Raw genomic sequence first — 21,631 nt, forward strand, 5'->3', positions numbered from 1 at the left:
GCACCTGGGGCCACGCGAGTCACACCAGCACCACCGTTGGGGCAGCCCGCGGGGACACCGCGGCACACCACCGCAGAGCAGCACCGCACGGCAGCACCGCACCGCACCGCAGCACCGCAGCTCCACCCGGCTCCACGCCGGGCGTCGTCCCGGCACCTCGGGCCGGCGACACCCAGGTCATCGGCAGTCCGCAGGGCCGTCGGTACCGCCTGACCAGCAGTTGCGCACCTAAACACCGATCCCGAGTCGATCCCGGGCCCACCGCGGCCGAGAACGACAGCAGCACCCGCACTGACCGTCGGCCCACGGCCGGACCGACGACCTCACGCACGGACAGCACCGAGAGGACGCGTCATGAGCGCAGACGAGCCGCGCGAGCCCGCGCTGCACGTCCCCGTGCTGCTCGACCGGGTCGTGGAGCTGCTCGGCCCCGCCTGCAGCACCGACGGCGCGGTCCTCGTGGACTGCACGCTGGGCCTGGCCGGCCACACGCTGGCCATGCTGGACGCGCACCCCGGCCTGCGCGTGATCGGCCTGGACCGCGACCCCGACGCCCGCGCCGAGGCCGCCCGCCGGATCGCCGCCGCCGGGCACGGCGACCGGGTCACCCTGGTCCCCGCCGTCTTCGACGAGCTCCCCGAGGTGCTCGCCGAGCTCGGGGTCACCGAGGTGCAGGGCGTGCTGCTGGACCTCGGGGTCTCCTCGCTGCAGCTCGACCGGCCCAGCCGGGGCTTCAGCTACTCCGCCGACGCGCCGCTGGACATGCGGATGGACCCCAGTGGCCCGCTGACCGCCGCCGACGTCGTCAACACCTACCCGCACGGCCAGCTGGCCCGGGTCCTGTCCACCTACGGCGAGGAGCGCTTCGCCGGCAGGATCGCCTCGGCGATCCTCCGGGAGCGCGAGAAGCAGCCCTTCACCACCACCGGCCGCCTGGCCGAGCTGGTCCGCGACTCCATCCCCGCCGCCACCCGGCGGACCGGCGGACACCCCGCCAAGCGCACCTTCCAGGCGCTGCGGATCGAGGTCAACGACGAGCTGGGCGTGCTGACCCGGGTGCTCCCCGCCGCCGTCGACGCGCTGGCCGTGGGCGGCCGGATCGTCGTCATCACCTTCCACTCCCTCGAGGACCGGATCACCAAGCAGGCCCTCGCCGTCGGCACCACCGACTCCACGCCGCACGGGATGCCGGTGCCGATGCCCGAGCACGCCCCGACCATGCGGCTGCTCACCCGCGGCGGCGAGGCCCCGAGCGAGGCCGAGACCACCGTCAACCCCCGCGCGGCCTCGGCCCGGGTCCGCGCCGCTGAACGCACCCGGAGGGCTGCCTGATGAGTGCCACCGCACGCGTGCACACCGGGGCCCTGCGGTCCCGGTCGGCCACCGCACCCCGGACCACCCCTCGGACCACCCCCCGCACCAGCCCGACCCGGCGCACCGGACCCGTCCAGGTCCGCCCGCAGCTGCGCCTGGTCACCGCCCCCGTCGGCACCCCGACCCGCACCCGCCGCACCGCTGCACCGGCCCGGCGCCGGGCGCCCTTCGTCGTCCTGGTCGTGTCCCTGCTGGCCGCCACCGCGCTGTCCCTGCTGGCGCTGAACACGGCCATCGCCGTGGACTCGCTGCAGGCCAGCCAGCAGCGTGCGGCCAACGCCGAGCTCGCGCAGCAGGTGGAGCGGCTCGAGCAGCAGGTCACCGACGCCCGCACCCCGGCCCAGCTCGCCGCTGCGGCAACGGCCGCCGGACTGGTCCCCGCCGGCGCCGCCGGCCACGTCGTCCTCGGCCCGGACGGCACCTCCGTCGTCCGTGGCACCCCCGTCCCGGCACCCGTGCCCGGCGCCGACCCGGCCGGAGGCTGACCGTGAGCACCCGCAGCAACGACCCCTCCCGCCGTCCGGCGCGCTCCGGGGACCGTCGTCCCGGCACGGCCGGCCGTGACGTACTGCGTCCGCGCCGCGAGCCCGGCACCCGCCGTGCCCGCGGGCTGACCCCCACGGTCCGGGCCCGGCGCAACCGCTTCGGGCTGATCGCGATGGTCACCCTGCTGGTCGCCGTCGTCGTCAAGCTCGTCGTGCTCCAGGGCATCGACGGCAGCGCCTACGCCCAGGCTGCCGAGGACGACCGGATGCGGGTCTTCGACATCTCCGCCATCCGCGGCGAGATCGTCGACCGCGACGGCAACCGGCTGGCCTACTCCGTGGAGGCCAGCCGGGTCGTCGCCGACCCGACGATCGTGCCCGACCCCGAGCGCACCGCGCTGGCGCTGACCACGCTGCTGGACGTGCCGGCCGGCGAGCTCACCGAGCAGCTGTCCGGCGAGGGCCGCTACGTGGTGCTCGCCGAGCAGGTCGACACCGCCACCACCGACGCGATCAGCGAGCTGGCACTGGACGGCATCTCCTTCCAGGACGACCCGGTGCGGCTGTACCCGGCCGGTGTCGTCGGCGGGCAGATCGTCGGTTTCGTGGGCCGCGACGGCGACGGCCTGGCCGGCATCGAACAGCGCTACGAGGACGTCCTGGCCGGCACCGACGGCGAGCGCCGGGTGGAGGTGGGCGCCGGCGGGCTGCCCATCCCCTCCGGGATCGACGCCTCCACCCCGGCGGTGGACGGCGGCTCGGTGCAGCTGACCATCGACGAGGACCTGCAGTACACGGTGCAGCAGCGCCTGGACGTCGAGTGCGCCAACGGCCTCACCACCCGCGGCTCGGCCGTGGTCCAGGAGGTGGCCACCGGCGAGATCGTCGCGATGGCCACCTGCCCCGGCTACGACCCGGCGCAGGCCCGCAACACCGACCCCGAGCTGCTGGGCAACCCGGCGGTCTCCGACGTCTTCGAGCCCGGCTCGGTGATGAAGGCCGTCACGCTGGCCGCCGCCATCGAGGAGGGCCACGCCACCCCCGACACCGTGCTCAGCGTCCCCGGGCACATCCAGGCCGGGGACCGGGTCGTCACCGACGCCCACGACCACGCGCCGATCGACTGGACGGTGACCGGCATCCTGGCCAAGTCCAGCAACGTCGGCACGATCATGCTGGCCCGCGAGGTCGGTGACCAGCGGCTGGAGGAGTACCTGCGGGCCTTCGGCATCGGCTCCACCACCGGCATCGAGCTGCCCGGGGAGAGCGCCGGCATCCTGCAGGACTCGGCGGACTGGACCCAGAGCAGGGCCGCCAACATCCCGATCGGGCAGGGCGTCTCGGTGACGGCGCTGCAGATGGCGTCGGTCTACCAGACCATCGCCAACGGCGGCGTCCGGATCGAGCCCCGCCTGGTCAGCTCGGTCACCGCCGCCGACGGCACCGTCACCACCGAGCCCCGCCCCGAGGGCACCCGGGTGGTCAGTGAGTCCACCGCCGACCAGCTGGCCTACATGCTGGAGGCCGTCGTCGGCCCCGGCGGCACCGCGCCGCTGGGCGAGGTCGACGGGTTCCGGGTCGCCGGCAAGACCGGGACGGCGCAGCGCGCCAACCCCGAGTGCGGCTGCTACGACGGCGGCGGGTACTTCACCACCTTCGTCGGCTTCGCCCCGGCCGACGCCCCCCGCTACGTCATCGCCGTCGACCTGGAGCGGCCCACCAGCTCGGCCGAGGGCGGCCAGGTCGCAGCGCCGGTGTTCGCCGACCTGATGCAGTACGCGCTCACGTCCTCCGACGTGGTCCCCTCGGGCACCGCCCGGCCGGAGTTCCAGCTCACCGGCACCGCCCCCACGAACTGACCCGGCTCCCGGCCCGGCCCGGTCCCCGCCACGCGCCGAGCCGGGTCGTCGACGGGGGCCGGGCGGCCACGCCGGTAGATTGGAGCCCCGTGAGCACCGCCCTGTCGCAGCTGGCCGACCTCATCGGCCCCGCCGTCCAGGGAGACCCCACGGTGCCGGTGACCGGGGTGTCCCTCGCCTCGGGCGAGGTCCGGCCCGGTGACCTGTACGCCGCGCTGCCCGGCGCGCGCACCCACGGCGCCGCCCACGCGGCCCAGGCCGTGGACGCCGGCGCGGTCGCCGTCCTCACCGACCCCGAGGGGGCGCAGCGGCTGCGTGACCTGCCGGTGGCCGTGTGCGTCGTGGACGACCCGCGCGCGGTGGTCGGCGCCGTCGCCTCCCGGGTGTATGACCGGCCCAGCGGGTCCCTGACCGTCCTGGGCATCACCGGCACCAACGGCAAGACGACGACCGCCTACCTCGTGGAGGCCGGCCTCGCCGCGGCCGGCTGGACCAGCGGCCTGATCGGCACCGTGCAGACCCGCACCCGCGGCACCGGGCCCGACGGCGCCCCGGTGGTCACCGAGCTCCCCAGCGTCCGGACGACGCCCGAGGCCCCCGCGCTGCACGCGCTGCTGGCCGGCATGCGGGCCGACGGCGTGCGCGCGGTGGTGATGGAGGTGTCCAGCCACGCGCTGGTGCTGGGCCGGGTCAACGGCGTCGCCTTCGCCGCCGCCGGGTTCACCAACCTCTCCCGCGACCACCTGGACTTCCACGGCGACGTCGAGACCTACTTCCAGGCCAAGGCCCGGCTCTTCGACGGTCGCGCCGCGCACGAGGTGGTCGACGTCGACGACGAGCACGGCCGGCGGCTGGTGGGCGCCTCGACCACCACGGTGAGCGGTACCGGCGCGCCCGCGGACTGGCGGGCCACCGACGTGGCCACCGGGCCCGACGGCGGGTCGGTGTTCACCCTGCACCTGCCCGACGGGTCCACCCGGCCGGCGTCGCTGCGACTGCCCGGGTCCTTCAACGTCTCCAACGCGGTGCTCGCGGTCGCCCTGCTGGACGCCGTCGGCGTGCCGGTGGACGCCGCGCTGGTCGGCATCGCAGCCACCGTGGTCCCGGGGCGGATGGAGCCGGTCGAGGCCGGCCAGCCCTTCGTGGCGGTCGTGGACTACGCGCACACCCCCGACGCCGTCGCCACCGCCCTCGCGGCGCTGCGCGCCACCGGCCGCGGACGGGTCCTCACCGTGCTGGGCTGCGGCGGCGACCGCGACCCCGGCAAGCGGGCCGGGATGGGTGCGGCGGCGGCCGCGGGCAGCGACCTGCTGGTCGTCACCGACGACAACCCGCGCTCGGAGGACCCGGCGGCGATCCGCGCCGCGATGCTCGCCGGGGTCCCCGCGGACAGCGCCTGCGAGGTCCTGGAGGTGGGGGACCGGCGCGCCGCCATCGAGGCGGCGGTGCGTCGCGCCCGCCCGGGTGACACCCTGCTCCTCGCCGGCAAGGGCCACGAGACCGGTCAGGACGTCGGCGGGGTCGTGACGCCCTTCGACGACCGGGTCGAGCTGCGCCGCGCACTCCAGGCCGCACCGGACAGAGAGGCCTGACCGTGATCGAGCTCAGCCTCACCGAGATCGCCGCCGCCGTCGGCGGCGAGCTCGTCGGACCCGACGCCGTCGTCACCGGGGCGGTGACGGTGGACAGCCGCACGGTCGGTGCCGGAGACCTGTACGTCGCGCTGCCCGGGGAACGGGTCGACGGGCACGACTACGTCGGTGCCGCGGTCGCCGCCGGGGCCGTCGGGGCGCTGTCCACGCGCGCCCACGACGGCGGCCCCGTGGTCGTCGTCGATGACCCGGTCGTGGCCCTGGGACGGTTGGCGCACGCCGTGCACGAGCGGCTGACCGGCCTGACCACCGTGGGGATCACCGGGTCCTCGGGCAAGACCTCCACCAAGGACCTCCTCGGCCAGGTGCTGGACGCGGTCGCCCCCACGGTCAGCCCGCCCGGGTCCTTCAACAACGACATCGGCCTGCCGCTGACGGTCCTCTCGGCCGACGCCGGCACCCGGTACCTGGTCCTGGAGATGGGCTCGCGCGGCCCCGGGCACATCGCCCGGCTGTGCGCCGTGGCCCGGCCCGACGTCGGAGTGGTGCTCAACGTGGGCTCCGCGCACCTGGGGGAGTTCGGCAGCGCCGAGGTCATCGCCACCGCCAAGGGCGAGCTGGTGGAGGCCCTGGCCCCCGAGGGCACCGCCGTGCTCAACGCCGACGACGCCCGGGTCGCCGGCATGGCCCCCCGCACCCGCGGCCGGGTGCTGCTCACCGGCACCGGCCCGACCGCGCAGGTGCGGGCCACCGACGTCGTCCTGGACGCCGCCGCCCGTGCCACGTTCACCCTGCACGCCGGTGGGGAGACCCACGAGGTGTCCCTGCAGGTCGTCGGCGCCCACCAGGTGGCCAACGCGCTGTCGGCCGCCGGTGCCGCGCTGGCCGCCGGGCTCACCCCCGGCCAGGTCGCCGCCGGGCTCTCCGCCGCCGCCACCCGCAGCCGCTGGCGGATGGAGGTCACCGCACGCGCCGACGGCGTCACGGTGGTCAACGACGCCTACAACGCCAACCCCGAGTCCATGCGCGCCGCGCTCGCCGCCCTGACGACGATGACCGGCACCCGCCGGGTCGCGGTCCTGGGCGCGATGGGCGAGCTGGGCCCCGGTGCCGACGACGAGCACGCCCGGCTCGGTGAGCACGCCGCCGGCGTGGTCGACCTGCTGGTGGCCGTCGGACCCGATGCACGCCAGATCGTGGCGGGAGCCGCCTCGGCGACCGCCACCGGGGCCGTGGCAGCACGGCCCCACCGAGAGGAGTCGGTGCACGTGCCGGACCGGGCTGCCGCCCGCCAGCTGCTCGCGGGGGTGCTGCGCCCGGGCGACGTCGTCCTGGTGAAGGCCTCCCGCTCCTACGGGTTCGAGCTGCTGGCCGCCGACCTCATCGCCGACGGCGGGGGAGCAGGCGACGAGGTGGGCGCGCAGTGAAGTCCGTCCTCGTCGCGGCCGCCTTCGGCCTGATCATCTCCATCCTGCTGACCCCGGTGGCCATCAAGGCCTTCCGCGGCCGCGGGTTCGGGCAGGAGATCCGGGACGACGGCCCGGAGAGCCACCTGTCCAAGAAGGGCACGCCCACGATGGGCGGCACCGTCATCGTCTTCGCCACGGTGGCCGGCTACTTCATCTCCCACCTGTTCCTGCTCGGCCAGGAGGGGCGCGGGGTCACGACCACGGCGTTGCTGCTGCTGTTCCTGTTCGTCGGGCTGGGCACGGTCGGGTTCCTCGACGACTACCTCAAGATCCGGCACCGGCGCAGCCTGGGCCTCAACAGCACCGCCAAGCTGGTCGGTCAGCTGGTCGTCGGGCTGGTCTTCGCCGTCCTCGCGCTGGTGGAGACCGGTGGACCGGGCGGGCAGGCGGTGGCCTCCACCACGGTGTCCTTCGTCCGGGAGATCGCCCCGCTGGCCATGCCCGCGGTGCTCTTCGTGGCGCTGGCCTACCTGTTCATCGCCGGGTTCTCCAACGCCGTCAACCTCACCGACGGCCTGGACGGGCTGGCCGCGGGCTGCTCGGCGATGGTCTTCGGTGCCTACGTCGTCATCTCCTTCTGGCAGTTCGGGCACGACTGCAGCACCGCCGTCGTCGCCGGCTGCTACACCGTCCGGGACCCCCTGGACGTCACGCTGGTCGCGGCCGCGGCGATGGGCGCCTGCCTGGGCTTCCTGTGGTGGAACACCTCGCCGGCCCGGATCTTCATGGGCGACACCGGCTCCCTGGCCCTCGGTGGCCTGATGGCCGGCATCGCGATCGTCACCCGCACCGAGCTGCTGCTGGTCGTGCTGGGCGGCCTCTTCGTCGCCGTCACCCTGTCGGTGGTCATCCAGGTGGCCTTCTTCAAGGCGACCCGGCGGCGGGTGTTCCGGATGGCGCCGCTGCACCACCACTTCGAGCTCGCCGGCTGGGCGGAGAACACCGTCATCGTGCGGTTCTGGTTGGTGACCGGGATGGCGGTCGCCTTCGGCATCGGCGCCTTCTACGCCGACTGGCTCTCCCTCACGGGGCTGTGATGGCCGCCCTGGGGCGGGTGCTGGTCTGCGGGCTGGGTGTCTCGGGGGCCGCCGCCGCACGGGTGCTGCTGGCCCGCGGGGACACCGTGCTGCTCGCCGACGCCGGCACCCCGTCGGTGCGCGCCGAGCTCGAGGAGGCCGGCGCGACCTGGCTGGGCGCGGTCACCGAGTGCCCGGACGACGTCGACCTGGTGGTCACCTCGCCGGGCTGGCGGCCGGACTCGCCGCTGCTGCGCTCGGCGGCCCGGGCCGGCGTCGAGGTGGTGGGGGAGCCCGAGCTCGCCTGGCGGCTGCGCCTGCCGCTGGCCGACGGGCGGCCCGCGCCCTGGTACGCCGTCACCGGCACCAACGGCAAGACCACCACGGTCACCATGCTGGAGGCCCTGCTGCTGGCCGGGGGACGCCGCGCGGTCGCCGCCGGCAACGTCGGCCGCCCGCTGGTCGAGGTGGTCACCGCCACCGACCCCGACGGCACGCCCACCTTCGACGCGTTCGCGGTCGAGCTGTCCTCCTTCCAGCTGCACTGGTCCTCCTCGCTGGCCCCGGCGGCCGCCGCGGTGCTCAACGTCGCCGACGACCACGTCGACTGGCACGGCAGCGCCGAGGCCTACCGGGACGCCAAGGCCACGGTGCTGGCGCTGACCCCGGTCGCGGTCGCCGACGCAGGCGACCCGGTGGCCGCCGCCCTGGTCCGCGAGCACCCGCACCCGGTCACCGTCACCCTCGACGAGCCGCAGCCCGGCCAGCTGGGGGTCCGGTCCGGGGCGCTGGTGGACCGGGCGTTCGCCGCCTCCCCGGCCGGCGACGTGCTGGTGGAGAGCTCGGCGTTGCAGGTCTCGGGCCCGCACAACACCGTCAACGCCCTGGTCGCCGCCGCACTGGCCCGGGTCGCGGGGGTGGGCGCCGAGGCCATCGGCCGCGGGCTGGCCGGTTTCCGGGGCGGCGCGCACCGCAACGTCCTGGTCGCCTCCGTCGACGGCGTCGACTGGGTGGACGACTCCAAGGCCACCAACCCGCACGCGGCCGGCGCCTCGCTGGCCGCCTACCCCCGGGTCGTCTGGGTCGCCGGCGGCCTGCTCAAGGGCGCCGACGTCGACCCGCTGGTCGCCGCGGTCGGCGCCCGCCTGGCCGGGGTGGTCCTGCTGGGCCGCGACCGCGAGGTGCTGGCCAGGTCCCTGGCGCGACACGCCCCCACCGTCCCCCGGATCGTCGTCCCCAGCGGTGATGATGCAGACGTGGCGGGTGTGACTGCTGTGACTGGCGAGGCCGTGATGACCCAGGTCGTCCGGGCCGCCGCACGGCTCGCCCAGCCGGGGGACACCGTCCTCCTCGCTCCCGCCGCCGCGTCCATGGACGTGTTCACCGACTACGCGCACCGCGGCCGCGCCTTCGCCGACGCGGTACGCCAGCTGCACTGACGGGGGCCTCGATGGCGAGCACGACGACCGCCCGACCGCGCGCGACCGCGGACGGGGCACCCCGGACCACCCGCCGGGAGACCACGTCGACCGCCGCCCGCCGCCGGGGCGAGGCCGCCTCGCGCGGCCCGCTCTTCCGGGCCCCGGCCTGGCTGGACGGCCCGATGACCAGCTCGCACCTGGTCCTGGGCTCGGCCGGGCTGCTGCTGGCCATCGGACTGGTCATGGTGTTCTCGGCCTCCAGCGTCGAGGCGGCCATCGACGGACAGCCCGCCTGGCTGCCCGGCGTCCGGCAGATCGCCTTCGCGGTGGTCGGCCTGGGCGCGATGCTGGTCGCGCTCCGCCTGCCGGTCGGCTACGTGCGCCGGTACTCCGGGGTGGGCCTGCTGCTGTCCGCGGTGCTGCTGGCCGCCGTGCTCGTGCCCGGCATCGGCAAGGAGCTCAACGGCGCCCGGCAGTGGATCCCGCTGGGCTTCGTGGACTTCCAGCCCTCCGAGCTGGCCAAGCTGGTGATGGCCCTGTGGGGCGCCCACGTCATCGCCCTGCGCGAGCGCTGGCTGACCACGAAGTCGCTGCTCGTGCCCGTCGTCCCGGTCTTCCTGGTCTTCGCCGCCCTGCTGCTGCTCGAACCCGACATGGGCGCCACCGTCGGGCTGGCCCTCGTCGTCGCCGGTCTGCTGTGGGCCGGTGGGCTGCCCGGCCGCTGGGTCGCCGGCCTCGCCCTGGTCGCCGCGGCCGCCATCGCCGTCATCGCGCTGAGCGCGTCCTACCGGGCGGCCCGGCTGTTCTCCTTCCTGGACCCCTTCGCCGACGCCGAGAGCGGTGGCTTCCAGGCCGTCAAGGGCCTGTACGCGCTGGCCACCGGCGGCTTCTGGGGCGTGGGGCTGGGCAACAGCCGGATGAAGTGGAACATCCTCCCGCACGCCGAGAGCGACTACATCTTCGCGATCATCGGCGAGGAGCTGGGCTTCCTGGGCTGCCTCGTCGTCGTCACCCTCTACGGGGTGCTCGCCTACGCCGGCTTCCGGATCGCCCGCCGGGCGGCCGACCGGTTCATCCAGCTGGCCAGCGTCGCCATCACCGTGTGGTTGATCGGGCAGGCCTCGATCAACATGGGCTACGTGGTCGGTCTGCTGCCGGTCACCGGTGTCACGCTGCCGCTGGTCTCCGCCGGTGGCACCTCGCTGGTGCTGACCCTCTTCATCGTCGGCCTGCTGGTCCGCTTCGCCCGCGCCGAGCCCGCCGCCATCGAGCACGAGCGCGCCCACCGCGCCGCGCACCCGGTCCGTGGGCTGGGCCGGCTCGCCCGCTGGCTGGTGCCGGTGCCCGCGCACGCCGTGGACCCGCTGCCGACCGTGGGACGCCGTCGGACCGGGCCCGGGCCGGCGCGGCCTCCGGCCGGCCGCACGCTGACCCGCACCGGACGACCGGGGCCCCGGGCCGAGGAGCCCGAGGGCCCGCGGCGGGAGCGCCGGGTGCCCGCGGGAGCGCCGGGGCCGGCAGCCGGGCAGACTGCCCGGGACCGTGCGGCACCCCGTGACGGGGCCACCCGGGGGACCACCCCCGGCCGGACCCGTGAGCCGGGCCGCCCCCGGACGGACCGGCCGGAGCGCGAACGGCCCGGCCGGCCGCGGTGACCCCCCGACCCCTGTGAGACTGGACCCGTGACCCCTGCACCACCACCGCCCGCCGCCCCACGCGCCCGGCCGGTCAGCGTCGTGCTGGCCGGCGGGGGCACCGGAGGCCACATCGAGCCGATGCTGGCCCTCGCCGACGCCCTGGTGCGTCGCACCGACACCCCCGGCGGCCCCCCGCGGGTCACCTGCCTGGGCACCGCCCGCGGCATGGAGACCCGACTGGTCCCCGCCCGCGGCCACACCCTGCGGCTGATCCCCCCGGTGCCGCTGCCGCGCAAGCCCACGCCGGACCTGCTCCGGGTCCCCGGCCGGGTCCGCCGAGCGGTGTCCGAGACCCGCGCTCTCCTGCGCGAGCTGGAGGCCGACGTCGTCGTCGGCTTCGGCGGGTACGTCGCGCTGCCGGTGTACCTGGCCGCCCGGCGCGAGGGCGTGCCGTTCGTCGTGCACGAGCAGAACCCGCTGCCGGGCCTGGCCAACCGGGTCGGCGCCCGCGTCGCCGCCCGGGTCGCCGTCACCACGCCGGGGACGCCGCTGCGGGGCGCCGAGCACGTCGGCATGCCGCTGCGCCCGGCCATCACCGGCCTGGACCGGGCCGGCCTGCGGGCGGAGGCCCGCGCGCACTTCGGCCTGGACGCCGACCGGCCCACGCTGCTGGTCTTCGGCGGATCCCAGGGTGCCCGGTCGCTGAACACCGCGGCCACCGCCGCTGCCGACGCGCTCACCGCCGCCGGGGTGCAGGTGCTGCACGCCCGCGGCCCCAAGAACACCGAGGTCGCCGTCCCCGAGCGGCCGGCCGGGTCGGCGCCCTACGTGGTCGTGGACTACCTGGAGCGGATGGACCTGGCCTACGCCGCCGCGGACCTCGCGCTGTGCCGCTCCGGGGCGGTCAGCGTCGCTGAGCTGTCCGCCGTCGGGCTGCCCGGTGCGTTCGTCCCGTTGCCCATCGGCAACGGCGAGCAGCGGCGCAACGCGCTCCCCGTCGTCGAGGCCGGCGGCGGCCTGCTCGTCGACGACGCCGACCTGACGCCCGCGTGGATCACCGGCACCCTGCTGCCCCTGCTCACCGACCCCGCCCGGCTAGCCGAGCTGTCCCGGCACGCGGCCGCCGCCGGCGTGCCCGACGCCGACGAGAAGCTGGCCGACATCACCCTGGAGGTGGCTCGTCCGTGAGCGCCGCTGACGTCGCCGCCTGGCGCGACCCGATCCCGCCGCTGGACTCCCTCGGTGCCGTCCACTTCATCGGCATCGGCGGGGCCGGCATGTCCGGCATCGCCCGGATCCTACTGGCCCGCGGGCTCACGGTCTCCGGGAGCGACCGCCGGGACACCCCGACGCTGCTCGCGCTGGGCGCCCTGGGTGCCCGCATCGAGGTCGGGCACGCCGCCGACCACCTCGGCGACGCCGCCACCGTCGTCGTCTCCACCGCGATCCGCCCGGACAACCCCGAGCTCGCCACCGCCCGGGAGCGGGGTCTGCGGGTGCTGCCGCGCGCGGTCGCGCTGGCCGCGGTGATGGCCGACCGGCGCAGCGTCGCCGTCGCCGGCACCCACGGCAAGACCTCCACCACCTCGATGCTCACCGTCGCGGTGCAGGCCTGCGGCGCGGACCCCTCCTTCGCCATCGGCGGGGACCTCAACGAGTCCGGCTCCAACGCCCACTCCGGCACCGGGGACGTCTTCGTCGCCGAGGCCGACGAGAGCGACCGGTCCTTCCTGCTGCTGGCCCCCTTCGCCGGCATCGTCACCAACGTCGAGGCCGACCACCTGGACAACTACGGCGACCTCGCCGCGGTCGAGGCGGCCTTCGACACCTTCGTCGGCACCGTGCACCCCGAGGGCTTCCTCGTCGTGTGCGCCGACGACCCCGGTGCGGCCCGGCTGCGCTCGGTGCCCACCGGCGGCGCGCGCGTGCGCACCTACGGCACCGGCCCCGACGCCGACCTGCGGCTGCGCGACCTCGTCGTCGGCCCGGAGGGCACGAGCTGGACCGCGGACCTGGACGGTGTGGAGATCGGCCGGGTGTCCATCCGGCTGCCCGGGGAGCACATGGCCCTCAACAGCGCCGCCGCCCTGCTGGCCGGCCTCGAGCTGGGCTTCCCGGCGCAGGGCCTGATGGCCGGGCTGGCCCGCTTCGGTGGCGTCCACCGCCGCTTCGAGCTCAAGGGCGTCGCGGCCGGGGTCCGGGTCTACGACGACTACGCCCACCACCCCACCGAGGTGTCCGCCCAGCTGAAGGCGGCCCGCGCCGTCGTCGGCGACGGCCGGCTGGTGGTGCTCTTCCAGCCGCACCTGTACAGCCGCACCGCGGAGTTCGCCACCGGCTTCGGCGAGGCCCTCGGGCTGGCCGACGAGGTCGTGCTGATGGACGTCTACGGCGCCCGCGAGGACCCGGTGCCCGGCGTGACCGGGGCCCTCGTCGCCGACCGGGTCCCGCTCCCGGCCGGGCAGGTCCGCTTCGAGCCCTCCTGGTCCGCGGCCGCGCCGCTGGTGGCCGGCCTGGCCCGGCCCGGCGACCTGGTGCTCACCATGGGCGCCGGCGACGTCGTCATGGTCGGCCCGGAGATCCTCGCCGCCCTCGCCGCACCGCCCGGTGGGGACGGGACGCAGCGGTGAACCGGACGGGGAGCACCACCCGGGACCGCACCCGCGGCGCCCGGCGCGGTGCCTCCCCGGCCCGGTCCGGGGTCACCCGCATCCGACCGGCGCGACGGCTGGACCGCAGGCAGCGGCGGCTGCTGGTCGCCGGGTCGGTCCTGGTGCTGGTCGCCGTCGCCGCCTGGGTGGTGCTGGCCAGCCCGCTGCTCGCCGTCCGCACCGTGCAGGTCGACGGTGCGACCACGCTGTCCGCCGACCAGGTCCGCGAGGTCGCCGGGGTCGCCCTGGGCACCCCGCTGGTGCGGGTCGACACCGGGTCCGCCGCGGCCCGGGTGGCCGGCCTGCCCCAGGTGGCCGACGCCGAGGTGAGCCGCGGCTGGCCGGACCGGGTGGTGGTGACGCTGCGCGAGCGGGTGGCGGTGGCCGTGGTCGACCAGGCGGGCACCCGTTCGCTCGTCGACGCCGGCGGCACCCTCTTCGACACCATCACCGGCGACCCACCGGCCGGGGTGGTGCCGGTGCAGGTCACCGACCCCGGACCGGACGACGCGGCCACCAGGGCGGCGCTGGCGGCGCTGGTGTCCCTGCCGGGCAGTGTCCGCGGGCAGCTCGCCTCGGTCGCCGCCGGGACGCCCGACGACGTGACGCTGACCCTCGCCGACGGCACCAGCGTCCTGTGGGGGAGCGCCGAGCGGGCCGAGCGCAAGGCGGAGGTGCTCACCGCGCTGCTGGACCAGCTGGCCGCCGGCACCCTGGAGCCCGCCGCCCAGATCGACGTCAGCTCACCCGAGGCCGTCGTCCTGCGCTGAGTCGTCCTGTGGTGGGTCGTCCTGTGGTGGGTCGCCGTGCACAGAGTCGCCCTGCGCGGGGGCGCCCGGCGGGTGCAGGGTGGCGGGCATGACCGCAGCCGACCCGATCAGCCGCTTCCCGGTGCCCGCCCGCGCCGACCTGCCCGCGGACCTGCGCGAGCGCTTGGACACCGTGGAGGAGAAGTCCGGCTTCCTGCCCAACGTCTTCGCCGCGCTCTCGCACCGCCCCGAGGAGGCGCGCGCGTTCTTCGCGATGCACGACGCGCTGATGGACAAGGACACCCCGGGCCTGTCCAAGGCCGACCGGGAGGTCGTCGTGGTCGCCACCAGCGCGGCCAACGACTGCCTGTACTGCGTGGTCGCCCACGGGGCGATCGCCCGGGTCCGCGCCCGGGACCCGTACCTGGCCGACCAGGTGGCGGTGGACTGGCGCAAGGCCCCGGTGGACCCCCGGATGCACGCCGTCCTCGACGTCGCGGTGCGACTGGCGGTCTCACCGGTGGAGGTGACCGCGGCGGACCTGGACCGGCTCCGGGGCCACGGCCTCAGCGAGGACGACGTCTGGGACGTCGGGATGATCGTGTCCTTCTTCGCGCTGTCCAACCGGTTGGCGCACTGGGCCGCCATCCCGCCCAACCCCGAGTTCTTCCTCATGGGACGGGTCCCGCGGGCCTGAGGAGACCGATCCGGGCCCGGGTCGACGACACGCCCGGGCGCCGAGCGGAGGTCTTTTTCTGGGGACGGCCCGCCGGGGCGGGCTCGACACCGGGATGAGACGCTGGGAGGGCGGGTCGTCACCAGCCGTGAGGCTGGTGTGACCGACGGGTCTGCAGAGACCGGTGAGGTCGACGTCCGTCGACACGCCACGCCGGGAGCAGGTGCCGGCAGGGGGCAGACTGCAGACCAACCGCCGGGCCAGCGACCGGCGGACAGACAACCATAATGCTTAACCTGAGGATGAGGGTCCAGTTGGGGAGCGCAGCATGACACCTCCGCACAACTACCTCGCGGTCATCAAGGTCGTCGGCATCGGCGGCGGCGGGGTGAACGCGGTCAACCGCATGATTGAGGTCGGCCTCAAGGGGGTCGAGTTCATCGCGATCAACACCGACGCACAGGCACTGCTGATGAGCGACGCCGACGTCAAGCTCGACGTCGGCCGTGAGCTCACCCGCGGCCTGGGCGCCGGTGCGCAGCCCGACGTCGGGCGACAGGCCGCCGAGGACCACCGCGAGGAGATCGAAGAGGTGCTCAAGGGCGCCGACATGGTCTTCGTGACGGCCGGCGAGGGTGGTGGCACCGGTACCGGTGGCGCGCCCGTCGTGGCCTCGATCGCCCGCAAGCTCGGCGCGCTCACCATCGGCGTGGTCACCCGCCCGTTCTCCTTCGAGGGGAAGCGGAGGGCCGTCCAGGCCGAGTCGGGGATCGACGAGCTCCGCAACGAGTGCGACACGCTCATCGTGATCCCCAACGACCGGCTGCTGCAGCTCGGCGACCGGAACGTGTCCGTCATGGACGCCTTCCGCACCGCCGACCAGGTGCTGCTGTCCGGTGTCCAGGGCATCACCGACCTGATCACCACGCCCGGCCTGATCAACCTGGACTTCGCCGACGTCAAGTCGGTCATGTCCGGTGCGGGCTCGGCGCTGATGGGCATCGGCAGCGCCCGCGGGGACAACCGCGCGCTGCTGGCCGCCGAGCAGGCGATCGCCTCACCGCTGCTGGAGGCCTCGATGGAGGGCGCCCACGGCGTCCTGCTGTCGATCTCCGGCGGGTCGGACCTCGGCCTGTTCGAGATCAACGAGGCCGCCTCGCTGGTCTCCGACGCCGCGCACGCCGACGCCAACATCATCTTCGGCGCCGTCATCGACGACGCCCTGGGTGACGAGGTCCGGGTGACCGTCATCGCCGCCGGCTTCGACGGCGGCAAGCCCAGCGGTACTGCCCGCAAGGACGCCCAGCCGACCCACCAGCAGGCGCCGGCCACGCAGAACCTGCCGGTCACCCCGCAGCGCCCGTCGCAGCCCGCGCCCCAGCAGACCGGCGAGCGGCTGGTCTCCCAGCCGCGCACCGGCTCGCAGGCCGCGCAGTCCTCGACGCCGCGACACGGCCAGTCGGCCCAGGGTGGTGGCATCACGGTGCCGCCGCTGCCGCCGATCCCGGGTCCGGTCTCCGGCCAGCGTCGTCCGCTGGCCTCGGAGGACTTCGAGGAGGAACTCGACATCCCCGAGTTCCTGCGGAGCCAGTGAGGCGTTGAGCCCCATCGAACCGGCCGTCCCACCGACCCGGTCCACCGCCCGTCCCCGACGGGTGGTGACCGACCGGCGGGGCGGCCGTTCGTCGTCCCCGTACCACCACTTCAACCTCGGTGACCACGTCGGCGACGACCCGGCCGATGTGGCCGCCAACCGGGAGCGGCTGGCCCGCGAGCTGCGGGTCGAGGTGTCCTCGCTGGTCTGGATGCGCCAGGTGCACGGCACCGAGGTGCACGTGGTCACCGGACCGCAGACCGGTCCGCCACCCGAGGCCGACGCCCTGGTCACCGCCACCCCCGGTCTGGTGCTGTGCGTGCTGGTGGCCGACTGCGTGCCGGTGCTGCTGGCCGACCCGGTGGCCGGTGTCGTCGCCGCGGTGCACGCCGGTCGCGAGGGACTGCGCCAGGGGGTGGTGACCGCCGCGCTGGACGCCATGGTCGGCCTCGGCGCCCGGGCCGGCGACGTGCAGGCGCTGCTGGGGCCGGCCGTCTGCGGCCTGGACTACGAGGTGCCGCGCGCGATGCAGGTCGAGGTCGCCCGGGTCGCCCCCGACGCCGCCGTCCGCAGCCGGACGGGCACGCCCGCGCTGGACCTCCGCGCCGGGGTGACCCAGGTGCTCCGCGGTGCCGGGGTCGGCCAGGTCGTGCAGGACCCGCGCTGCACCGTGGAGGACCGGGTGCTCTTCAGTCACCGCCGGGACGGCGTCACCGGCCGGCAGGCGGGTGTGGCGTGGCTGGACCCGAACTGACCCCCGACCGGCTGGCCCAGGCGCTGGAAGCCGTGCGCCGGCGCGTCGAGGACGCCGTGGCCGCTGCCGGGCGCGAGCCCGGGAGCGTCGCCCTGCTGGCGGTCAGCAAGACCTGGCCGGCCGCCGACGTCGCCGCGCTCGCCGCCCTCGGGCAGCGCGACTTCGCGGAGAACAAGGTGCAGGAGCTGGTCGGCAAGGCCGAGGAGCTCGCGGCACTGGAGCTGCGCTGGCACCTGGTCGGCCAGCTGCAGCGCAACAAGGCCACCGCGGTGGTCGGGGTGGGTGCCGTCGTCGAGTCGGTGGACCGGGCCTCGCTCGTCGAGCGGCTGGCCGGGGTGTCCGAGCGCGCCGGTGTGGTCACCGACGTCTTCGTCCAGGTCGACCTCGGCGGTCCGCAGGGCCGGGAGGCCGCACGTGGGGGAGCGCTGCCCGAACACGTGCCGGAGCTGGCCGACACGGTCGCCGAGCACCCCGCGCTGCGACTGTGCGGCCTGATGGCCGTCGCTCCCCGTGAGGGCGCCCCGCGGCCGGCGTTCGAGCGGCTGGCAGACGTGGCCGCGCGGGTCCGCAGTGACCACCCGGGCGCCCGGGAGCTCTCCGCCGGCATGAGCGCGGACCTGGAGGACGCGGTCGCCGCGGGTGCCACGGTCGTGCGTGTCGGAACCGCGCTCTTCGGCAGCCGGCCCCTAGCCTCCGGTGCAGGACCGTGAGACCACCAGTCACACGAGCACCATCAGTCACACGTTGAGTCACAGGCCAGACACCACGGGTCACGACCACAGGAGAGGGGGCCTTCCGATGGCCGGAGCCATGCGCAAGATGGGCATCTACCTCGGGCTCGTCGAGGACGACGACGCCCGCACCGCGTACGGCCGCTACGACGCGCGCCAGTCCGGGTACGACGACGACGCCCGCGACGAGCGCCGCAGCGGCGACCGACGTGACCGCTACGGGTACGACGACGCGTACGCCGAGCCCGAGTACCCCTCGACCGAGTTCTCCGAGGAGGTCCCGGTGGAGGAGCTGGCGGTGTCCGAGCCCGCTCCGGTGCTCCCGCGTCGCACCAGCGCGCGCCGGCTGGACCTGGCCCCCGCGACCGGCCTGGGTTCCCCCTCGGCCCCCCGGATCGGCAGCGCGGTGGCCTCCGGCCCGGTCGCGGCCACCGCGGTCAGCGTCGCCGTCCGGGAGCCCGTGGTGGCTGCCCAGCAGGCCCCCGCGCAGGCCCCGCCGGCGGCGAAGCCCTACCGGATCACCACGCTGCACCCGCGTACCTACAACGAGGCGCGGACCATCGGCGAGCGCTTCCGGGACGGCCAGCCGGTGATCATGAACCTCACCGAGATGGACGACCAGGACGCCAAGCGCCTGGTCGACTTCGCCGCCGGTCTGTCCTTCGGGCTGCACGGTAGTATCGAACGAGTCACGGCCAAGGTCTTCCTGCTCTCCCCGCGGGGGACCGACGTGACGGCTGAGGACAAGGCCCGCATCCGCGAGGTCGGGTTCTTCAACCAGTCCTGACCACCGGTGGGGCCCGTGCAGACCAGCGCGAGCCCCGACCCCTGATGAGCGAGGACCGTGTCCCTTCTCCTGCAGATCGTGTCGTCGGTCCTGCTCGTCTTCCTGATCCTGCTGTTCGCCCGCTTCGTGGTCGACTGGGTGATGGTCCTGGCCCGCAGGTGGCGTCCCTCCGGGGTCGTCGCAGCCGGCTTGGAGGTCGTCTACGCGACCACGGACCCGCCCCTGAAGGCGGTCCGCAAGGTCATCCCGCCGCTGAACCTGGGCGGCATCCGGCTGGACCTCGGGTTTATGGTGCTCCTGATCGCCGTGGTGATCCTGCGGAACATCGTGAGCTCGCTGGCCGTGACCGCCGCGTGATCAGCTCTCTGTCCAGAGGGCGCTCCCGTCGGACGCGGCTGGACCGCCGCCCGTCTGACTGCGCCCTCGTTCCATCCGTCCGACCCGAGGTGACCTGATGCCACTCACGCCCGCCGACGTGCACAACGTCGTCTTCAAGAAGCCGCCGATCGGCAAGCGTGGCTACGACGAGGACGAGGTCGACGCCTTCCTCGACGTGGTCGAGGCCGAGCTCGCCCGGCTGATCGAGGAGAACAACGAGCTCCGTAGCAACGGCGGGGGTGCCAAGACCGAGGAGCGTCCGGTCGAGCGCCCCGAGCCGGTGCAGACCCCGCCGCCCCCGCCGCCGGCCGCCGCGCCCTCTCGCGAGGACGACGGTGTGCGCGCCTCCCGGATGCTGACCCTGGCGACCGAGACGGCCGACCGGTACGTCAACGAGGCCAAGCAGCAGGCCGACCAGCTGGTGGGCAGCGCGAAGACCAACAGCGACCGGATGCTGTCCGAGGCCCGCGCCAAGAGCGAGCAGCAGCTCGCCGAGGCCAAGCAGCGCGCCGACTCGATGGTGGGCGACGCCCGCACCCGGGCCGACACGATGGAGCGCGAGGCGCGTGCCAAGGCCACCGCCCTGGACCAGGAGGCGGAGCGCAAGCACGTCGAGGTCATGGGGTCGCTGGAGGAGAAGCGCAGCAGCCTGGAGCGCAAGATCGAGGAGTTGCGCACCTTCGAGCGCGAGTACCGCACCCGCCTGCGGTCCTACCTCGAGTCCCACCTGCGCGACCTGGACAGCCGCGGTTCGGCCGAGCCGGCCGCGAACGCCCGGCAGAACCAGCACGCCGGGGCCTGACCCCCGAGCACGACCAGAGCCCCCGCGGACCCCACGGTCCGCGGGGGCTCTGTCGTTCCCCCGGCGCCTCCTCGATCATCGTCACACGGCTGTCCGCCACGCCGTCGTGCCGGCGTGGTGGACGACCACGGGACGATGATCAACTGGAGGCCCGTTCTCGGGGCGAGGTCGCTGCGGCGGCGGTTAGGCTGCGCGGATGATCGTCCTGGCAGCGTTGCTGGTCCTGGTCGCGGTGGCGCTGCTCGTCGGTGGGCTGGGCAACGGGGACACCGGCATGCTGTGGGCCTCGGTCGGGGTCAGCGGACTGGCCGCCGTGGTGCTGGTCGTGCAGACCCTGCAGCGGAGCCGGGCGGCTGCCGCGCGGGCCGGGTCGTCGTCCTCGGCTGCACAGGAGCCCGTGGGTGGTGCGGCGGCCACAGCGACCGGACGACCTCCCGCGCCCGCGGCTGATGCGGGCGCCTCGGCGAGCGCCGGGGTGGGGTCGGCGCCAGAGACGAGCGAGGCTGCCACACCGGTTCCGCCGGTCGCGGTCCCGGCCGCCGTCCCCGTGGCCACTGCGGATCTGAACCCCTCCACGGCGGGGGAGCCTGCGGGTGCGACGTCCATGACCCCGGAGGCGGGGGAGACCCAGCGCCCCGCGATGACCCCGCCGGCGCCGGCTGACGAGGTGCCGGCACCGGCTGACCTGGTGCCCGCCCCGGCTGACGAGATGTCTGCACCGGCTGACCTGGTGCCCGCCCCGGCTGGCGAGGTGTCCGCACCGGCTGACCTGGTGCCCGCCCCGGCTGACGAGATGTCTGCACCGGCTGGCGAGGTGTCCGCACCGGCGGCCCCGCCGGCTGCGACGGACGCACGGCCTGACGCGGCGCTCGAACCGGCGGCCCCGCCCGCTGCCGCGGACGTACCGGAGACCGGTGCCGCCGCCCCATCAGCAGACGGCGGCTCCCCGGGGTCGACGGCCGTGTCCCCGGCGACCGTGGACCAGCCGGTGGCCGCTGCGCCGGCGGTCGTCACGGGATCCGCAGTCGGGAGCGCGACGTCCCCCGGTGGCTCCACCGTGGCCGCCGTCCCGGTGGGGTCGCACTCGGCCCGTCCGGTGGGTGCCGGCGGGCCTGGACCGTCCGACGACGGGGAGCCGCCGGAGGAGGAGGTCGAGGTCACCGACCTGCTCATCGTGCTGGACCTGACCGACGAGGTGGTCGTGGTCGACGAGCGCCCCCGCTACCACCTGGCCGGCTGCTCCCAGAACGCCGGCCAGGAGGAGATCCCGCTCCCGCTGGACGAGGCCCGCGAGGACGGCTTCACCGCCTGCGGCGTCTGCGAGCCCGACCGGCACCTCGCCGAGCGCGAGCGCACCCGCCGCGCCACCGCCCGAGGCTGACCCCGCGCCGCAGCTTTCTCGCGCAGTGCCGCCCACCCCGCCACACGCCCCGCCACACGCCCTCCGCTGGGTGGCTGAGCCACCGTGCTGGGGCAAGAGCCACCGTCGATGGTGGCCCTCCCCCCAGCTGCGCGGCTGAGCCACCCAGCGGAGGCGGCTCAGCCACCCAGCGGAGGCTGCGGATCCGACCCAGCTGGGTGGCTGAGCCACCGTGCTGGGGGACAAGCCACCGTCGACGGTGGCCCACCCCCCAGCTGCGCGGCTGAGCCAGCCAG

At 75.3% G+C, this 21,631-nt stretch carries 19 protein-coding genes; all 19 read left to right on the plus strand.

Annotated features, from left to right (window positions below; translation table 11 throughout):
- Positions 1 to 354: 354 nt before the first annotated feature.
- The 19 genes from rsmH to ASG41_RS19565 all read left to right on the plus strand — a co-directional run bounded on the left by rsmH (position 355) and on the right by ASG41_RS19565 (position 21,356).
- Complete coding sequence (rsmH, locus tag ASG41_RS19475; RefSeq protein ID WP_056299249.1) at positions 355 to 1,332, plus strand: 16S rRNA (cytosine(1402)-N(4))-methyltransferase RsmH; 978 nt, start codon at positions 355 to 357, stop codon at positions 1,330 to 1,332.
- A complete protein-coding gene (locus ASG41_RS19480) occupies positions 1,332 to 1,859 on the plus strand; it encodes a hypothetical protein (protein ID WP_157519553.1) in 528 nt (175 codons plus the stop codon). Before rsmH ends, ASG41_RS19480 begins: the two co-directional genes overlap by 1 nt.
- A gap of 2 nt (positions 1,860 to 1,861) precedes the next feature.
- Positions 1,862 to 3,718 carry a penicillin-binding protein 2 gene (locus ASG41_RS19485; protein WP_056299255.1) on the plus strand — a complete coding sequence of 619 codons (1,857 nt, stop codon included), beginning with the start codon at positions 1,862 to 1,864 and terminating at the stop codon, positions 3,716 to 3,718.
- 89 nt (positions 3,719 to 3,807) lie between these two features.
- A complete protein-coding gene (locus tag ASG41_RS19490) occupies positions 3,808 to 5,310 on the plus strand; it encodes a UDP-N-acetylmuramoyl-L-alanyl-D-glutamate--2,6-diaminopimelate ligase (protein WP_056299259.1) in 1,503 nt (500 codons plus the stop codon).
- A 2-nt stretch (positions 5,311 to 5,312) separates the two neighbouring features.
- Positions 5,313 to 6,737 (plus strand): UDP-N-acetylmuramoyl-tripeptide--D-alanyl-D-alanine ligase, encoded by a 1,425-nt coding sequence (murF, locus tag ASG41_RS19495; protein ID WP_056299262.1) that lies wholly within the window; start codon positions 5,313 to 5,315, stop codon positions 6,735 to 6,737.
- Complete coding sequence (mraY, locus tag ASG41_RS19500; protein WP_056299265.1) at positions 6,734 to 7,816, plus strand: phospho-N-acetylmuramoyl-pentapeptide-transferase; 1,083 nt, start codon at positions 6,734 to 6,736, stop codon at positions 7,814 to 7,816. The genes murF and mraY overlap by 4 nt, the downstream gene beginning before the upstream one ends.
- On the plus strand, positions 7,816 to 9,234 hold the full coding sequence (murD, locus tag ASG41_RS19505; RefSeq protein WP_056299764.1) for a UDP-N-acetylmuramoyl-L-alanine--D-glutamate ligase: 1,419 nt from the start codon (positions 7,816 to 7,818) through the stop codon (positions 9,232 to 9,234). Before mraY ends, murD begins: the two co-directional genes overlap by 1 nt.
- An 11-nt stretch (positions 9,235 to 9,245) precedes the next feature.
- Entirely contained in the window at positions 9,246 to 10,871 is a 1,626-nt protein-coding gene (gene ftsW / locus ASG41_RS19510; RefSeq protein ID WP_056299268.1) for a putative lipid II flippase FtsW, read from the plus strand.
- Between the two features lie 27 nt (positions 10,872 to 10,898).
- On the plus strand, positions 10,899 to 12,041 hold the full coding sequence (gene murG / locus ASG41_RS19515; protein ID WP_082557142.1) for an undecaprenyldiphospho-muramoylpentapeptide beta-N-acetylglucosaminyltransferase: 1,143 nt from the start codon (positions 10,899 to 10,901) through the stop codon (positions 12,039 to 12,041).
- Positions 12,038 to 13,483, plus strand: coding sequence for a UDP-N-acetylmuramate--L-alanine ligase (gene murC / locus ASG41_RS19520; RefSeq protein WP_056299270.1), 1,446 nt, complete (start codon positions 12,038 to 12,040; stop codon positions 13,481 to 13,483). The genes murG and murC overlap by 4 nt, the downstream gene beginning before the upstream one ends.
- On the plus strand, positions 13,480 to 14,274 hold the full coding sequence (locus ASG41_RS19525; protein ID WP_056299273.1) for a cell division protein FtsQ/DivIB: 795 nt from the start codon (positions 13,480 to 13,482) through the stop codon (positions 14,272 to 14,274). The genes murC and ASG41_RS19525 overlap by 4 nt, the downstream gene beginning before the upstream one ends.
- An 88-nt stretch (positions 14,275 to 14,362) precedes the next feature.
- On the plus strand, positions 14,363 to 14,950 hold the full coding sequence (locus ASG41_RS19530) for a peroxidase-related enzyme (RefSeq protein ID WP_056299276.1): 588 nt from the start codon (positions 14,363 to 14,365) through the stop codon (positions 14,948 to 14,950).
- A gap of 307 nt (positions 14,951 to 15,257) precedes the next feature.
- A complete protein-coding gene (gene ftsZ, locus ASG41_RS19535) occupies positions 15,258 to 16,523 on the plus strand; it encodes a cell division protein FtsZ (RefSeq protein ID WP_056299280.1) in 1,266 nt (421 codons plus the stop codon).
- A gap of 4 nt (positions 16,524 to 16,527) precedes the next feature.
- Positions 16,528 to 17,277, plus strand: coding sequence for a peptidoglycan editing factor PgeF (gene pgeF / locus ASG41_RS19540; RefSeq protein ID WP_235564931.1), 750 nt, complete (start codon positions 16,528 to 16,530; stop codon positions 17,275 to 17,277).
- Positions 17,259 to 17,987, plus strand: a complete 729-nt coding sequence (locus ASG41_RS19545; protein WP_235564932.1) for a YggS family pyridoxal phosphate-dependent enzyme — start codon at positions 17,259 to 17,261, stop codon at positions 17,985 to 17,987. Before pgeF ends, ASG41_RS19545 begins: the two co-directional genes overlap by 19 nt.
- A gap of 88 nt (positions 17,988 to 18,075) precedes the next feature.
- Complete coding sequence (locus tag ASG41_RS25320) at positions 18,076 to 18,795, plus strand: cell division protein SepF (RefSeq protein WP_056299286.1); 720 nt, start codon at positions 18,076 to 18,078, stop codon at positions 18,793 to 18,795.
- Between the two features lie 57 nt (positions 18,796 to 18,852).
- Complete coding sequence (locus tag ASG41_RS19555; RefSeq protein WP_056299288.1) at positions 18,853 to 19,152, plus strand: YggT family protein; 300 nt, start codon at positions 18,853 to 18,855, stop codon at positions 19,150 to 19,152.
- A gap of 97 nt (positions 19,153 to 19,249) precedes the next feature.
- Positions 19,250 to 19,975 carry a DivIVA domain-containing protein gene (locus tag ASG41_RS19560; protein ID WP_056299291.1) on the plus strand — a complete coding sequence of 242 codons (726 nt, stop codon included), beginning with the start codon at positions 19,250 to 19,252 and terminating at the stop codon, positions 19,973 to 19,975.
- A gap of 196 nt (positions 19,976 to 20,171) precedes the next feature.
- Positions 20,172 to 21,356 carry a hypothetical protein gene (locus ASG41_RS19565; protein WP_056299294.1) on the plus strand — a complete coding sequence of 395 codons (1,185 nt, stop codon included), beginning with the start codon at positions 20,172 to 20,174 and terminating at the stop codon, positions 21,354 to 21,356.
- The last annotated feature ends 275 nt before the right edge of the window (positions 21,357 to 21,631 follow it).

This window comes from Modestobacter sp. Leaf380 (assembly GCF_001424485.1).
Classification (GTDB): Bacteria; Actinomycetota; Actinomycetes; order Mycobacteriales; family Geodermatophilaceae; genus Klenkia.